This is a genomic window from Bacillus sp. ISL-75 (assembly GCF_018613095.1).
In genome coordinates, this window is sequence record NZ_JAGGQX010000038.1 from 159,619 (window position 1) to 175,956 (window position 16,338).

At 40.2% G+C, this 16,338-nt stretch carries 12 protein-coding genes and 1 pseudogene; 4 read left to right on the forward strand and 9 right to left on the reverse strand.

The window, feature by feature from the left end; translation table 11 throughout:
• Window positions 1-2 precede the first annotated feature (2 nt).
• From J7E63_RS16680 to J7E63_RS16700, 5 genes are all read right to left on the reverse strand, one after another.
• Window positions 3-863, reverse strand: a complete 861-nt coding sequence (locus J7E63_RS16680; protein WP_215014418.1) for an ROK family protein — start codon at window positions 861-863, stop codon at window positions 3-5.
• Window positions 864-958: 95 nt separating this feature from the next.
• Window positions 959-4,069: an alpha-mannosidase gene (locus tag J7E63_RS16685; protein WP_215014419.1), complete on the reverse strand. Its 3,111-nt coding sequence runs from the start codon at window positions 4,067-4,069 to the stop codon at window positions 959-961.
• A 24-nt stretch (window positions 4,070-4,093) separates the two neighbouring features.
• Window positions 4,094-4,918, reverse strand: coding sequence for a carbohydrate ABC transporter permease (locus J7E63_RS16690; RefSeq protein WP_215014421.1), 825 nt, complete (start codon window positions 4,916-4,918; stop codon window positions 4,094-4,096).
• Window positions 4,919-4,932: 14 nt separating this feature from the next.
• Complete coding sequence (locus J7E63_RS16695) at window positions 4,933-5,853, reverse strand: carbohydrate ABC transporter permease (RefSeq protein ID WP_214711659.1); 921 nt, start codon at window positions 5,851-5,853, stop codon at window positions 4,933-4,935.
• A gap of 77 nt (window positions 5,854-5,930) precedes the next feature.
• Entirely contained in the window at window positions 5,931-7,304 is a 1,374-nt protein-coding gene (locus J7E63_RS16700) for an extracellular solute-binding protein (RefSeq protein WP_251026551.1), read from the reverse strand.
• A 401-nt stretch (window positions 7,305-7,705) separates the two neighbouring features.
• Here J7E63_RS16700 and J7E63_RS16705 point away from each other — a divergent pair, with 401 nt between their 5' ends.
• From J7E63_RS16705 to J7E63_RS16715, 3 genes are all read left to right on the forward strand, one after another.
• Entirely contained in the window at window positions 7,706-8,839 is a 1,134-nt protein-coding gene (locus J7E63_RS16705) for a GntR family transcriptional regulator (protein ID WP_215014423.1), read from the forward strand.
• Between the two features lie 194 nt (window positions 8,840-9,033).
• Window positions 9,034-9,771, forward strand: coding sequence for a ZIP family metal transporter (locus J7E63_RS16710; protein ID WP_215014425.1), 738 nt, complete (start codon window positions 9,034-9,036; stop codon window positions 9,769-9,771).
• 207 nt (window positions 9,772-9,978) lie between these two features.
• Window positions 9,979-10,203 (forward strand): hypothetical protein, encoded by a 225-nt coding sequence (locus J7E63_RS16715; RefSeq protein WP_214711665.1) that lies wholly within the window; start codon window positions 9,979-9,981, stop codon window positions 10,201-10,203.
• A 239-nt stretch (window positions 10,204-10,442) separates the two neighbouring features.
• Here J7E63_RS16715 and J7E63_RS16720 read toward each other — a convergent pair whose 3' ends face one another.
• Window positions 10,443-11,591, reverse strand: coding sequence for a DUF4145 domain-containing protein (locus J7E63_RS16720; RefSeq protein WP_215014427.1), 1,149 nt, complete (start codon window positions 11,589-11,591; stop codon window positions 10,443-10,445).
• Window positions 11,592-12,222: 631 nt separating this feature from the next.
• Between J7E63_RS16720 and J7E63_RS16725 the strand changes: the two genes are divergently transcribed.
• Window positions 12,223-12,933 (forward strand): SGNH/GDSL hydrolase family protein, encoded by a 711-nt coding sequence (locus tag J7E63_RS16725; protein WP_214731028.1) that lies wholly within the window; start codon window positions 12,223-12,225, stop codon window positions 12,931-12,933.
• Window positions 12,934-13,280: 347 nt separating this feature from the next.
• On the opposite strand, the gene J7E63_RS16730 is transcribed toward J7E63_RS16725, so the two are convergent.
• From J7E63_RS16730 to J7E63_RS16740, 3 genes and pseudogenes are all read right to left on the reverse strand, one after another.
• The gene (locus J7E63_RS16730) at window positions 13,281-14,462 is read right to left on the reverse strand and encodes a class I SAM-dependent methyltransferase (RefSeq protein ID WP_215014429.1); all 1,182 of its coding nucleotides are present in this window, start codon (window positions 14,460-14,462) and stop codon (window positions 13,281-13,283) included.
• 271 nt (window positions 14,463-14,733) lie between these two features.
• Window positions 14,734-15,623: pseudogene (locus J7E63_RS16735) on the reverse strand (electron transfer flavoprotein subunit alpha/FixB family protein).
• 262 nt (window positions 15,624-15,885) lie between these two features.
• Window positions 15,886-16,311 carry a hypothetical protein gene (locus J7E63_RS16740; protein WP_215014431.1) on the reverse strand — a complete coding sequence of 142 codons (426 nt, stop codon included), beginning with the start codon at window positions 16,309-16,311 and terminating at the stop codon, window positions 15,886-15,888.
• Window positions 16,312-16,338 lie beyond the last annotated feature (27 nt).

Below are 16,338 nucleotides of genomic sequence, written 5' to 3' on the forward strand. Positions count from 1 at the left end.
AGTTAATTCCCCAACGCCATATCCCCAAGCAAAAGCGCCCCAGTGATCCCTGCATTATCACCCAAACCCGGAGCTACAATATAATCCTTCAGATCTGGTAGAGAAACATAGCTATTCATAAATTCCGGCAGATTTTTATATATAGAAGAAAATACTCGCTGCTGGTGCATAACCCCGCCTCCCATAACTATCTTTTGCGGTGAAAGAATTAAAATATAGGACATGAGAGCTTGAGCTAGGTAATATCCCTCTAAATCCCACACCTCCGCACGTTCAACAAGGTTGATGCCCTTGCTCCCCCACCGTTCTTCAATCGCGGGTCCCGCCGCGAGACCCTCAAGACAAGCTTGATGGTAAGGGCATTTTCCCTGATAGGAATCACGTGGATGACGATTCACAAGAATATGACCCATCTCCGGATGAGAAAGCCCTTGAAGGATCCTCCCATGAACAACAGCCCCGGCCCCAATTCCGGTTCCAACCGTGATATACAAACAACTCTCCAGCCCCTTTGCCGCTCCCAATCGTACCTCCGCCAATGCCGCAGCATTCACATCTGTATTAAAGCCAATCGGAACATCGAACGACTCTCTCAAGGCTTGGACAAATGGAAAATCACGCCATCCCGTTTTAGGAGTGGAGGTAATATAACCATCCGTTGAACTATCTTGATTTACATCAATCGGCCCAAACGACCCAATCCCAATCGAATCCAGCTCAAATTGTTTAAAAAACTCAACCACCTTCGGGATGGTCTCCTCCGGCACAGTTGTCGGTATCTCCATCCGTTCTCTAATCCCGCCATTATTATCGCCTACAGCACAAACAAACTTGGTTCCCCCAGCTTCAATTGCACCTATCATCGCTATTCCCCCAATATGTAAAAATAACAAGAGGAGCCCAGCACGCGGCGAGCTCCAAACAGAAGCACGAGAACCGTCCCCGTGCACCCACACTGTTATTTTAACTTTACAATAAAAGTCTTAATTTCGTAAGGTTTGATTTCAAATGTAAAGGGCTGATTTTCTCTAACTTCGGAGGTACCTCTTTCCATTAAGTCGCATTCCTGCCATGATTCAATGCGGAATTCGCTTGATACATCCACTGTTCCTCTTGCACCAGCAAATTCATGCATGCGAATAATCAGATGATCATTGCTTTCTCCTTTTTTAACGGCATCGACCATGACATTCCGAGCCGCAACATGAAACAATGAAACACTTTGTGTATGGCCCTCGGCATAGGTCAATGGATTATTAAGCTCCCAAGCCTGCCGGACAGTATTTCCTTCATACCAGCTTCCAGAATGAGGAAGGATCGAATAAGTAAACAAATGTTCACCTTGGTCAGCTTCAACATCAGGGTAAGTTGCCGACTTTAACAATGTAAGGCGGATGACATTATCTTTGATATCATGTCCGTATTTGCAATCGTTGAGTAAGCTGACACCGTAATCTCTTTCAGAAAGGTCTGCCCACTGATGGCCAACAGATTCAAATCGTGCGTAATCCCAGCTCGTGTTCCAATGAGTTGGACGTTTTACATTTCCATACTGAATATCATAAGTTGCCTCAGTTGCCCGAATGTCAACAGGAAAAGCGACCTTCAATAATTGGTCTTGATCATGCCAATCAATCTTCGTTTCAAAATCGATTCGTGGACTTGCAGCATACAGGACCATTTTCTGATTGATCACTGAGTTTGAGTAAACCCATGTAAACTCAACAACACAACGGACCGGACCATTTTCAATGACGTTTACTTCTTGTAAAGCCGAAATCTCTTTCATCTTTTCTTGGTAATAAAGATCAATATCCCATGCATCAAATCGCATTGGTTTATCTTCAAAGACTTGGAACACATTACCACGCGCATTAGGTGCTAAAATATTTCTTTGATTTTTCTTGTCATAGATTTTTACCAGCTGACCATTTTCATTCCATGAAATCTCATAAAAGTTGGACGAAATACCATTTCCAGATACCGTAAACGACGAAGTGATCTCATTCGTTCCCGTTTCATAAAAAATAGAGCTTTTTCCGAGAGATGGTACCTCATCTACTTTGACAAGCCATGCTCCATCAGAGGTTTGCTGAGCATCGAGCACTTCCCCTGTCTTGTTCTTCCACAATAAATCTCCGGTCGTATTGGTGTTAATTGTAACCGTATCATTTCGCTGCCACGAAGAGGAATTATAAATGGAGAACGATTGTTGCCCATTATTTATCCCTAAAGACTGGGAAGCTTCCTTCCAGGCATTAACTGCAAGCTCATAGGCTTGTGCGTATTCCAGTTTACTGTCTTCATAAACCTCGTGAATGGATGAACCAGGAATGATATCATGGAATTGATTCCGCAGGACAATTTTCCAGCTTTCCTCCAAATCTTGGACAGGATATGCTGACCATGAACCCGAAAGGATACTGCTCAAGGTATTGAGCCATTCTGTTTCACGAAGAATCAGCTCCATTTTACGGTTCATCCGTTTATTATAGGCCTGAGAGGTATAGGTACCGCGGTGATACTCAAGATAGAGCTCTCCATCCCATGTATGAACATATTGATCTGTATTGTCTACAGTCTCATGAAGGCGTTTGAAAAACTCATCGGCTCTTCCTGTCTTAACAGCCGGCAAGCCTGGCATTTTGTCTAATCTTCTTCTCATTTCCAGCATTTCACGATTAACACCGCCTCCACCGTCCCCATAACCATAGGAAATTAACAGCTCCTGATTCACAGCTTTATCACGATACGCTTCCCAAACCCCTTTTACAGAACGGGGGGTAATCTGTCCGTTGTATGTATAGAACCAGCGGTCATCTTCAGGTGTCGTGATAAAATGAGTTAAGATCTCCGTTCCATCGATCCCCCTCCATTTAAACGTATCATGCGGCATCCGATTATACTGACTCCAGCTAATTTTCGTTGTCATAAAAGTCTTAATGCCGGATTTCACTAAAATTTGCGGAAGGGCCCAGCTGTACCCGAATACATCCGGAAGCCACAAATATTCGCACTCCTTCCCAAATTGTTCCCGAAAAAACTTCGTACCCAACAGTAATTGACGAACAAGCGATTCGCCTGACGTTAAATTGCAGTCCGCTTCCAGCCACATTCCGCCTTCTGTTTCCCAGCGTCCTTCCTGAACCCGTTTTTCAATTTGCTTATAAATCTCCGGATAATCTTTTTTAATATAATCATATAATTGCGGCTGTGTTTGTAAAAAAACGTAATCCGGGTATTTCTCCATTAAACGGAGTACCGTTGAAAACGAGCGGGCCGCTTTTTCCCTAGTATGTTTCAGCCTCCAGAGCCAAGCCACATCGATGTGGGTGTGTCCAATCGCCGTGACGGTTACAGGGTAGTTATTCGGAATTTGCTCAATTTCTTCATTTAAAACGGCTTGCGCTTCAGAAAGGGAATGATAGAAACCTTCAGAACCAGGCGCAGACCAATCAATTAAAAGGAATGCCCTGTCTAAGGCTTTTAATAAAGATTGCCTTTCCGGCTGATTTTCCTGTAGATACTCTATGGTGGCGAGTGCCGCCCTTGCGGTGTAATAAAGATCATCAACCTTTTCATCCAGGCAGGCGATAAAAGCCGTTTTCAACTGATGTTCCTGCAGGGTCGGTTTACCTCCGCCTTCGAGCCCTGACCAAAGTCGGAAACACATTTCAATGGTGGTACCTGCAGTACTTCCATCCAAAAATACTTCCTGATGGTTCATGTCGACTCCTTGATACGGCTCTCCATTTACGTAGAGCAGGGACTCAAACCCTGAATTATTACCACCGCCTGTTTTTCCGAAATCAAACACGCCAACAATGGTTTCAGTACCCCATTGTTCAGGAATCGGCAGGAGCGTTTTGAGCCAAATGTATTGATCTCGTCCTTCCCATCGATCCCCTACATTCATCGTCCTCCATGGCCCATCCTCACGAGGTTTTTCGGCAATTTTTCCTTCCACATCATCTTGGGCTTGAAACGCTGCCACTGGCAGAATATTTCTATAACGATAGGAATCTAGTTCTTGTATCCTTCTCTCTAGCTTTTCCATTGTCCAAAACATATCAAACACTCCTTTAAATAGTGATTATCCTTTGGAAGCTCCACCTAGACTGAAACCTTGGGACATAAATCGTTGCGAAAACATATATAAAATGACAGAAGGCATTGTATAAAGCATCGAGAAAGCGGCAAGCTTTCCGTATTCAATCATTCCAAAATTACCAAAGAACTGAAAAATTGTGACTGAGGCCGGAAATTTATCTGGTGATTGGATTAAAATGTACGGAACGAAAAAGTTTCCCCAACTTCCGGAAAAGGTAAAGATCGCGACCGTGCAAATTCCAGGAATCATCAAGGGTGCAACCACTTTTCTTAAACCTGCCCAAACGGATGCACCATCGATCCACGCGGATTCTTCTAATTCCAATGGCACAGAATCCATAAAGTTTTTCATCATCCAAATCGCATATGGCAACCCGGATGCCGTTAAAAACAAAATCGTCCCGATAAGAGAATCCTGTATATTGAGATAAAGAAAGAGCTGATAGACAGGCACCATGACTGCCGTAATCGGCAAAGCTGTCATGAACAAAATGGAATACATGAATGGCTTTTTAAATTTCAAAGCATACCGTGATAGTGGATAGGCTGCCATGATGGCCACAACGACAATCAGTACGGATTGTCCAAATGAGATAAATAACCCGATTCCAAACGAACGAAGGTTGGCTGGATCCGTTAAGATGGAAGTGAAATTCTTCACCGTAAAGGAACTGGGCATTTTCAATGCTTGCTGAGCATTAGGATCAAAAGAGGCAAACAGTACCCATAAAAGCGGGATGAGAAACAAAATACCAATAATCGTTAAAATGATGTATGGCACAACTTTTTCAGTTTTGTAACGGTTCACTTCTAACTCCCCCCTTAAACATCGACCTTCATGGACCGGATATAAAACAAGCTCGCACAAATACCAATGAGGAGCAGAATTAATGATATGGCCGTTCCATAGCCAAGTTGGTAATTTACAAATGCCTGGTTATACATATAAATAGGAAGAGTTTGTGTCGATGTTCCAGGACCGCCGCCTGTCATAGCAAAAATTAACGTAAACACCCCTAACGTTTGCAAGGTTACTAGAATCATATTAGTAACAATGGATCCCTTCACCATCGGCAGAACGATACGGAACAAGACTTGAAAACGGGAAGCTCCATCTACCATCGCTGCTTCTTCCACACTTTTCGGAACATCATCCAATGCTGCCTGGAAAACCAGCATCGAAAAAGCAGTTCCGTGCCAGATATTAGCGACTACCACACTGACCATTGGAAAGGTATAAAGCCATGTAACTTGTTTTAAACCAATATGCTGAAGGAGCATATTTAATGTTCCGTTATCACTTAAAAATGCCACCCAACAAAAAGCAACCACGATTTCAGGAGTTACCCAGCCGGCAATGACAATAATGCCAATGATCCGGCGAAATGTTGTGTTTTTCTCCTTCATTAGGACAGCCAGAATAAACCCCAAAACCTGCTGGCCAATGACGGCAGAAAAAAGCAAGAACACAATCGTTTTTACCACACTAATCCGGAAATTCGGATCTTGAAACATCGTTATAAAGTTTTGAAAACCGATAAACTGAACACTTTTAGCCGCTGTACCTGTTAAAGTAAGATTCGTAAACGCAAAATAAAAAGTCAGTAAAATAGGACCAACAAAAAAGACAAGCAATAGGATCCATGCCGGAAACAAAAAGAGAACCGATTTCAGCAGCGTATGATTCTTTTTCGTTTTCTGCTTGATAGTGACTGTTGGTGAGACAACCGTATTTGTATTCATTTCACACCCCGTCCTATTATTTATGTTAAAGGCTACCTTTTTAGGGTATTGCAAGGTAGCCTTGCATACCTATGCGACTATTTTTCGATTACATTATCTGAACCGACAATTTTTGTGACATTGATCTGATACTGCTTTGCAGCCTGATTTGGTGTTATTCTTTCTGATACAACGTCTTCGACAAGGGTTTGTATTTGAGTCGATACAGTTGGATATTTATCAACTGCTGGGCGGAAATGCGTAAATTTCAAAAAGTCAGTGGCTTCTTTAAACATTGGGATTTCTTGATACTTTTGTTCTTGTGCAACATCAGTACGCGGAGTCAAATTCCTTTCTTTCGATAGGAGCCCAAGATTGTTTTCTTTACTTGAAGCAAATTTAATAAACTCCCATGCTACATCTTTATCATGTGAATTTTTTGGAATAGCAAGAGCCCATCCACCGGACATGGATGTAGTTCCAGGAGCCTGTCCATGTTCAGTCGGCATTGGTGCAAACCCTAACGTCTTGAAGGCTTCAGGCCAAGGTGCAGCACCCGTTTCCCCCCAAGTGCCTGCCTGCCAGAATCCATCCAATCCGATGGCAAGCTTTCCTTGAGGCATTAATTGCTGGTATGCCATGGAACCTCCCTGCCCATTTAGTACCTGGGAAAGATTCGGCCCCAGCTTCTCCTTATAGACCGTATGAATAAAGTTGAATGAATCCGTTAGCCCTTGGCTTTTTACAATCCACTTTTTCGAATCGGTATCATATAGAGGCGTTTCCGTACCATATAGCAGCATTTCAAAAGTTTGCATCGACGTTGCTTCCCCTGTGGCTTTACCTGAGTTCATCCATAATGGTGTGACACCAGGCACCTTTTCTTTTATAGTTCGAGCCGCTTGAAGGATATCATCCCAGTCTTTAGGTTCCCATGGAACTGGAAGACCCGCTTTTTGGAATAGATCCTTGTTATACCAAAGTCCCCGGGAATCGGTGTTATATGGCACCCCATAAATTTTTCCGTCCTGAGCAATTACACCCTTTTTAACGCTGTCATTAAAGTTGCTCCAATCACTCCAGTCCTTGATCTTATTATCAAGAGGCTCTAAATAGCCTGCACTCGCATCTGAATTGACCATAAAGGTATCCTCTGTGACGATGTCAGGTGCCGTATTTGGGGATTTCAGCATTAAGGCAATTTTGGCAAAATAATCACCCTCTGAAACATTAAGCGGTGCAAGCTGAACATCTACCTTTGGGTGGTCCTTTTCAAATTGCGGTATGATCTCTTTATTAAGCCAATCAGTTAACCCTTTGTTTGTTCCTCCTCCTGATCGGTAGGTAATTTTGATTTCTTGCTTATCACTGCTGTTGGAGGATGTGCTTTGATTTGAACACGCTGAACTTACTAAAACACTGCCGGTGATAATCGAAACAGCCGCAATCTTCTTCAACATCTTCTTTTTCATAAATCTCTCCCCTTTTACGCTTATTTTCATTAAAGAAAACGGTTACAATTTTGATTAAAAAAAATGGATGATTACTCTCACCTGGTACTTAATCCCTCCCTTAACATAATATACTAACTTAATATATCAATAGATTAATTGATATATTAAGTACATGTCAATATATCATTTGAATTTTCTTTCTATTCACACAAAAACAATCCAAAAGTACTATAAAATGTAAATAGATAGCATTTTCGTATTACTATTCAAGCTCTAGTTGATTGTTTTTTATTGAATGCATTAAATATGTCTATTTCTTTAAGAAAAATAGGGATACCCATGTAAAAATATGAAACTACATTGAAACAATTTGTACTATATGATATATTAAATATACCAACTTATTAGGGATGAGATATATGGAAACTCCATTGTATGAAAAAATTTACCTTAACTTGCTAAACCAGATTGAGACTGGTCAATTGAAACCAAGGGATCAGGTTCCCACTGAGAAAGAATTGGCCGACCAATATCAGGTCAGTCGAATAACTTCTAAAAAAGCGCTTGAGAAATTAGTGCAAATTGGGGCTATTGAGCGCATCCGCGGCAAAGGCTCCTTTGTATCTAATACACTTCCGGATTTTGGAGCCATTAGTCCTAAGACTAATTCGGAACAAAGGGATCATCTAAATCAAGAAATGAATGAGTTAATAGGACTAATCATTCCCGAATTCTTTAGGGATTGCTTTGGCAGGCAAATACTGAGTATTATTGAGAAACGTTGCTCGGAATTGAAGTTTAACTTATTAGTTAAGGTGACATATGGAAGCCAGGAAGAGGAGGAAGATGCCATCAATACAATGGTCCAGCAGCAGGTGAAAGGGATCATTATTTTTCCTGTCCATGGGCAGCATTACACAACAAGCTTACTGCGATTGGTTCTGGAGGGATTTCCACTCGTCTTAATCGACAGATATTTAAAAGGAATACCAGCCTGCGCCGTTTATACTGATAATCAAACCGCGGCTCAAAGTCTAACAGAATTTCTGTTTACTCGCGGACATGAGCATATTGCTTTTGTTTCACCTCCAGAGGAATATACCTCCTCAATCGAAGAGAGAATCCAAGGGTTTAAAACAGCTTATTTACAAAAGGGGATTGCCGTAAATCCGAGCTATATCTTAGCCGATATGTTCAGTACATTGCCGACTTTTGATCGATCAGCTGAGTTTTTCGAGGATCAGATCAAGCTGCGGAATTTCATTCAGGAAAATTCTCATGTAACGGCATTTATTGCTTGTGAGTATGAAATCGCCTGTGTACTTGCACAAGTACTGAAATCCCTCGGAAAATCGATTCCGGATGATTACGCCATTGCTTGCTTCGACCATCCCGGATGGTTGTATAATGATATGATTTTCACTCATATCAAACAGGATGAAGATGTCATCGGATCAAAGGCAGTAGAATTACTGTTAAAACAAATTCAAGGAGAAACGGTCCCAGTACAAAATATGGTAGATTACAAGTTGATTGAAGGAAATACCATATAATGTGGAACTTCTCGTAATTAAATATAACTTGTTTAATGTCTTTTTATGGTTTGGCCGGATTCTCATGAATCTGGTCTTTTTTTTAGTGTCTGTGACAATTCTCCTGTTTTAAAATCATACCTTTAGGTGAAGGGAGTAAAAAGAAGCAAGAGAACCGTCCCCATGCTTCCACAAACTAACTTGGAGGAATATGTATGAGTATTGTCCTGTTTATCGTTGTTTTCATTTCGTCTGTTGCTTATATATTGGGTGGCATGATTGTTTTAATCAAGAAAAACTGGTCTCAAACTAGTGTTCTCGCTGTAGCTGCCATGAGTGCCGGCTTGTTGTTGTCTATAGCAATCCTTGATTTAATTCCAGAAACTCAAGCTGAACTAAAAAATAGCAGTCTTTTTATCATGCTGGGTCTTATTTTCATGTACCTTGTTTCCTATTTGTCAAAGGCATCAAAAAAAGGGAAAGGGAACAACGAATTCGATGACGGTTCCATGCTAGGAATCTCATTGGGTATGTCTCTTCATAATTTCCTTGAGGGTTTATCCATCGGCGTTAGTTATTCTATTAGTGTCAATTTAGGAATAATGGTTTCCTTTGCATTGGTTCTACATAAAATCCCTGAAGGAATCACCTATGCCGCATCGGTGTTAGCCATAACTCAAAATCATAAAAAAACCGTTATTAATCTGTTATATCAAGGCCTATTTATGTGGTTAGGTGTTGGAATGTCCATTTTGTTATCTTATTTCATAGAGATAAACGAAAAGGCTCTAGCCATTCCAATTGCCATAATCGCAGGCATATTCCTCTACCTCGGCGGAACCGCCTTACTACCAATGACCAATAAAATCACCAACAGAAACATTCCCATCTCTTTTGTGAGTGGAGTAATCATCTATATTATATTTCATAGCATTTCTGAGTTTTTAGGATAGGGAGCAGGGGGACGGTTCTCATGCTTCGCAAAAATGGAAAAATGGGGTCAGTCCCCCGGCGCGTTAAAGCTTTAGTTTACCGGGGGACTGTCACTAGAATTCTGGCACGCAGGTCTCAAGCAGTTTTGAAGGCTGCGGTAGACCCCAAATTTTCTTATCTATATTACAAAAAAGTTCCCCTGCAAAATTTAAGCTGGGGAACTTTTTATGGCTTATTTAGTATGGTTTGGATGGATTATATCTGAAACAATTGACTCCTTTATGAACAAATCTACCAAAACGTTATACCTCCTAATTCCCTCAGATTGTTCCACCGGTGCATTTTGGATGGAGGATAGACTATTTTTAAAATGGGCACTTGATTGGTTAATAGTAGCCATTTCATTCCTTTTCGTTCCAGTTCATCCCGTTCCGCAGGTAATATTTTCATAAGTTGAATCACCTGTTTATTCAAAGATTTCTATTCATTTTTCCCTATATTCTATTTTCAATCATTTTCAAAATAAATCCTGCTAATCGTTTAGAGATTTGAAAAGATGATAGGTTAGATTCAAATATGTATGGCGTGACTGCGTGGGAATCGAACCGCCCACAGGTCTTGTGGTCGGCACTATCCTCTTAATTACTTTGTGAAACTCCTCGATGAAGCTCATAAATCAATTATCAAATCATTAAAATTGAGATGTTACAGGCTCAGGAACTTTACTACTTTGTTGTTTTTCCTTTAATTGATCAAATAACTTTTGCACAGTCCCGATTCCTACATTTGAATACTTAGCCAAAATAACAAGCTCCTTTGGCAGCTGTCCAACTGTTTCAATTTGATCTTCATTAAGCTGCCTCAAAAGGCTCGGTATTCCTGTGAACTCAGCAGCGGTAAGGGGTATTTGTGATAATTCTTCCGTTACGATTATGTAATCAGCTTTATAGAAGTAGAAGAGTTCCCCTGTCCGTTCCAGTGAAAGTTGTCTCCGTATTTTCTCCTCCTCAAAAAATACTTTTAGTTCTTGAAAGAAGGTTTCATCATTTTTTTCATTATATCGTTTTACATGTTTATGCAATCCTTCTAGATTGTTTGGTAATTCACTCATAATTCGCGCTTGCTGCTCTGCCCCAAGTCTAATGAGAAAGGTCTCAGAAATGGCAAATCGCTGAGGCAATAGAAATGCATCTCGTAAGAAGTATGGAACTTCAAGTTCTTTTCCTTTATAGATAAGTTTACGAATAGGTGTAAAACCCGGCTGTTCTGATTTAGGTGAAAAACCTTCTGTAGACTTTCCTGCATCCCCTTCTCCTTGCTTACCCTGTTGTTTTTCAGTTGATGCAATAAGAAGTTTTTCCAACGATTTGAGCCGCTCTTGTATTTCTACTATGTCAAACGATTGTTTCACCTGTGGTGATGGGTCTTGATAACTTGGAACCGTAAAATCTAATGAACCATATACCTCTACGTACCATTTAACGATTTTATAGATAGATTCCCAAGATAATAACGCTTCTGAAAAACGAAACGTCCGAGTATCATGTGCTGCTTGGTTACCGATTTGTCGAACATAATGAAGTGCATCTCGAATATCGGGTTTTATATAACCGTTTACATTTAGTATATCGATACGGTCTTTTATATTTGACCATTGCTCATCCGGCAATTTTTCTGCTCGAATGACCTGTTTTAAAATATTTTCTACAAATATCCTTGCATGGGTAAGCATTGTCCGCGGGCTACTGAAAATACTATTTTCAAGTTCATTTGCAACTAAGGCTAGCTCTTTTGACATCGGTTCAAGAAATTGATAAAAATAGGATGGTTGTTTCTCCATTTGTTATTTCCCCCGGTTATATTAATCTAACTATAGTATTATTTTACCATATGATTTATGATTTCGTTTCAGATTATATCAGTAATGTATTACAAAAATTGAATTTCAGGTACAGAAAAAGTCCAAGATTAACCGATATAAAAGTTGATTTTGGACTTCTTTCTTCAACTTTTTTGTTTTCTACTATTTAGGGACCAATTATTACATTAGAATACAAAAGAGTGCACTTACCAAAAATTGTTGAATGGTTACTGAATTCTTTTTATTTTCGACAAAATACTACTAAACTCAGGCGGTGACACCGCTATTTGGGAGAAATGGATTCAGTCCCCGTTGGAGAGTTAAAAAAAGTGCCAAGCACTCTATTTACTTACAATTTAAAAGAACCTTGGATAGAAAAGCAGCTTTTATCCCAATATCTAATGTTAGAGTTTTAAACTGCTTTCTGATAACTTTTAAAAAATAACTTGTATCTACAATGGGGTTATTGTTGAAGTTCGCTAACCCCAAAAATGTGACAAAAAGTCTGTCCCCTTTTTAATTTTTATCAAAAAGATGACGAATGTAATTATTATTCATTTTATGAAGATGTTATATTAAAAGAAAAATCCGCCTAAGAATGGTGATATAAATGAAAATTATTTGTTTTGGCGATAGTCTAACACGTGGGGTCTCCGTAGTAAAAGGGAGATTGCGAATCCTGAAGGAAAACTATCCTGCTTTCTTACAAGAGTTATTTAATCAGCAGGAAGAAAATGATGTTACCGTTATTAACAAAGGAGTTTTTAATGATAACTCTGATTTAATGTTGTCAAGACTAGAAAAGGATGTACTTAATGAACATCCCGATTATACGATTATTGAAGTTGGCGGAAACGACTGCAATTTTAACTGGAATGAAATTATCGAAAAACCCAAGGAGGAACACCAAGCAATCGTTTCTCTCCAACGGTATTTAGCGAATATCAGTGAAATTGTTAAAAAAATGCGAGAAGGTGGTATTATACCAATCATAGCAACCTTACCCCCATTAGACCCAGTCAGATATTATCAGACCATTTCCACCCAATATAGCCCTTCTATTGGGAACTGGATCGGTAAATTGGGGGGCATTCAACACTGGCATGGAATGTATAACTACCATTTAAATAAATTGGCAGATGAGTTAAAGGTACCCAAAATTGATGTTAGAACGGCAATTAAAAAAGCAGGTGATTCGATTAATTTAATCAGTGATGACGGCATCCATTTAACTGCAGAAGGCTATAATGCTTTTAGTATGGCGGTCTTTAATTATTTAATTAAGTGGTCGGATAATCAGATTCTGACGTCAAATAGATAGGGTTTTAACTGCTTCTGAATTAATAGACATTAAATGGACATTGTGCTCTTTTGGGTTATAGTTAATTTATGGGGAAATTATATAAACTGAATGAAGCGGGAATAGGAAAAAGCTAAACTTATGTCAGTTTAGCTTAAAAACCATCGTTATGTACTAGCCCACACAATTTCACTAGTTATGGCTGCTGCGCTCCCGCCCTGACCCGTTCTCAGTGTGATTGTTGGACTGAGTTCCCTAAAGAACTGGTACAAACAATATATCATCCCTACCATTTGGAAACTACCTGTAAATTTTGGATATAGCAAGTACTGTTTTCTATTAAACTGGGAATAAAAACCAATTAACTGCTATTCTGGTCGTTCATCCAGGTTGTGATACCAAACAAGCGGACCAAGGTGACCGAACTCCCCGACCGCCTCCTCCATCAACCGGTGTGCCTCTTCATATGCGCAGGCAGGTAAAATATCCAATTCATGATACCCCATATTTCCATAGTTATAGACAAGCAAAAACCTATCTGTCTCCCAAAGCTCAAGTCGAAACACATGCCAATGGTTCGTCACTTTCAATTGAATCCCTGAGAAGAATGTTTTCTCCCCCAGCCGTTGATAAGCAAACTCCGCTATCCCTCCTTTATAGGACCTACCCTCCTCAAATACAAGTGGGTAACCTTTCGTATATAGGTGTTCCATACCTTCCAAGGTTTCGAGACTGGTCTCCCTTTTTGTCGCCACAATCACAGGAGACAGCCTATCTACTCCTATTTCATGGTATTCGATGGTACCACTGTCATCCCATTGAATATGGAAACCAGCATCCTGAAGCACATTCGCCCACCTTCCGAGATCTGCGGAATTTTTCAATTGTTCACAAGAGAGATACAATCCATCCTCCGTTAACAAACGATGGACTATTTCTAAATAACGACTGTCACCATAGGTTGGATTCTCCTTCACGTACTCTAGAAGTGACCAATAGTTTGAAATCATGATAGGCCCCATGATCTCATGAAAGGTCCGTGATGAAATGATTAAATCAAAAGAATTCAGGGAAAAGTGCTCAGTTACCTCCATAAAATCCATTTGGTAAAAACTCACGTTATTAAACCCTTGCTGCATGGCCAACTGCTGTGCACATTGAATTCCATTTCCACACTGTTCAATGCCAACGATCTCCGCATCTGGAAAAATCGTGGCGTACCAGCAAGACAGCAACCCATTATCACAGCCAATTTCCAAAATCCGCTTCGGCTTTAAATGAGTTTGCTGACTGATCCAGTTAAGCAAGGACTGATGGAAATTCATCGTCCATGATTCTACTGCCAAACTGAAGGGCAGTGTTCGGTTTTTCACTTCATAAAGATTCCCTTTTAGTTTGCGGTCCATAATGGGTTGGAGTTCCTTAGCCAAGAAGGAGTCAACCTCGGTTACGTGCCTCCAAAAGTCTTCTTTGGTAAAGCAGTTCTTGATACCCAGTGACTTAAAATAGTCAGAGACACTTTGTGACTTTAATTTGGTATTTATAAACATAGTATTATCTCCAGTTTAGGCGTATTTATTTTGCTTAACAGGACCAAAACCTATTAGTTAGTATTATTATCTGATACTAATTATAGCATAAAAAAAAGCTTTACTTCTTAGTGAAGTAAAGAAAAAAGTGTAAGCGATTAAATGAAATTTTCTAAGGCCTTTGGAGGTTAAACAAATATTGTTAATCCGAAAGGCTAAACGCTAGCAGAAGCCTCATGGAAGAATTCACTCACGAATGACAGAGGAATAATGGTAATAATTCAGCCCTAACTTACTTCATCACCTTGTCACTAGAAAGTGCATGTTTAAACTGTTCGATTAGGACAGGAACGATCTCAAAGGCATCGCCAACAATTCCATAATGACAGTTCTGAAAATAGGAGCTTCTTTGTCCTTATTAATGGCAATAATTAAACCAGAATTTTTCATTCCCACAATATTTTGAATCGCACCAGAAATCCCAATCGCAAAATAAATCTTTGGCGTTACCGTCACACCGGTTTGCCCTACTTGATGAGGGTGGGCAATCCACCCCGCTTCCACCACATCCCTGCTCGCACCAACGGCTCCTCCAAGGGTTTCCGCCAACCGGTGTATTAACTGAAATCCTTCGTAGCTGCCTAAGCCTTTTCCGCCAGCCACAACGATGTCCGCTTCGTCGATTCTTACCTTCTTAACCGTTTCTTTTACAATTTCCAAGACTTTTGTCCGGATATCTTCTTCCTTTAGTGAGACGGTTTCTTCGATGACCTTTCCTATTCTCCCCACCTCTGGGATCAGCGCCTTCATGACCTTGGCGCGTACGGTCGCCATTTGCGGCCTGTATTTTTTACATAAAATGGTCGCCATAATATTTCCGCCAAACGCCGGCCTACTCGCAAGGAGTAACCCCGTTTCCTCTTCCACATCCAGCTCCGTCGTATCCGCCGTCAACCCTGTCGGCAGATCGGTGGCCAATGCACTTGCCAGGTCTTTTCCCGTTGAGGTGGCCCCATAGAGGATAATTTCCGGTTTATATTTATCACTGCACTCTAGCAGCGCCTTCATGTAGGTTTCGGTCCGGTAATGCTTAAAGAGAGGTTGATCATAGACATACACGGTATCTGCTCCATATTCAAAAGCGGTCTTTGTTAAAGGTTTAACATTTTCCCCGATGAGAATACCCGCTAGTTAATAAAAACTCAGAAAGCTAATACATATTTAAAGGTTTACGTGATTGATAAAGCTGGAAATCAAAACTACCGTACGATTAAAGTCGTAAAATAATTAATACGATGTGATAAGAAGTGAATTTCTTATTGCATCGTATTTTTTTTAGGCAATCTGGAAATAAAAGTGGAGAAGTGCAAAGCTTGTTGAAGCTCAGTTTGACGGTTCCGATCGGACCATCCTAGATGTGGGTTTGTTCCCTTCTCTCTCACTTTCATATCTCCCTCTTAAAATACCCCGCTATTGCTGGAAAACTCATGAATTCCTTCCTCAAATCCCGAAACGAAATTACATCATTTCCTCTTGCGAGCCGGTAATCTAGCGAATAATCGTGACAATTCAATGGGTTTTGATGAAATGTTTCTGTATAGAATTGGATGGCTTCTTTGTGGCTGCCAGCAAAGATAAAGACAAAATCCTTCTGGTTCATCTTCAGTGAGTAGATGCCAACTTTATGAATACCTAATACATTGTTTTGAACCAATTCCCTTACTTTCTGATGGTCGGCTTGTTCTAAGTCTATCTTGGATATGTTGTCATCTAAAGAGATTTTCTGCTCTGCTAGTAAATGGTAGATGCAATGGGCCAAGGAGGATTCTTCATAACGGAAACAATCCATGTAAAGATCTTTCACAATCATGTGATCACACCTCGATTTAAGATTTTT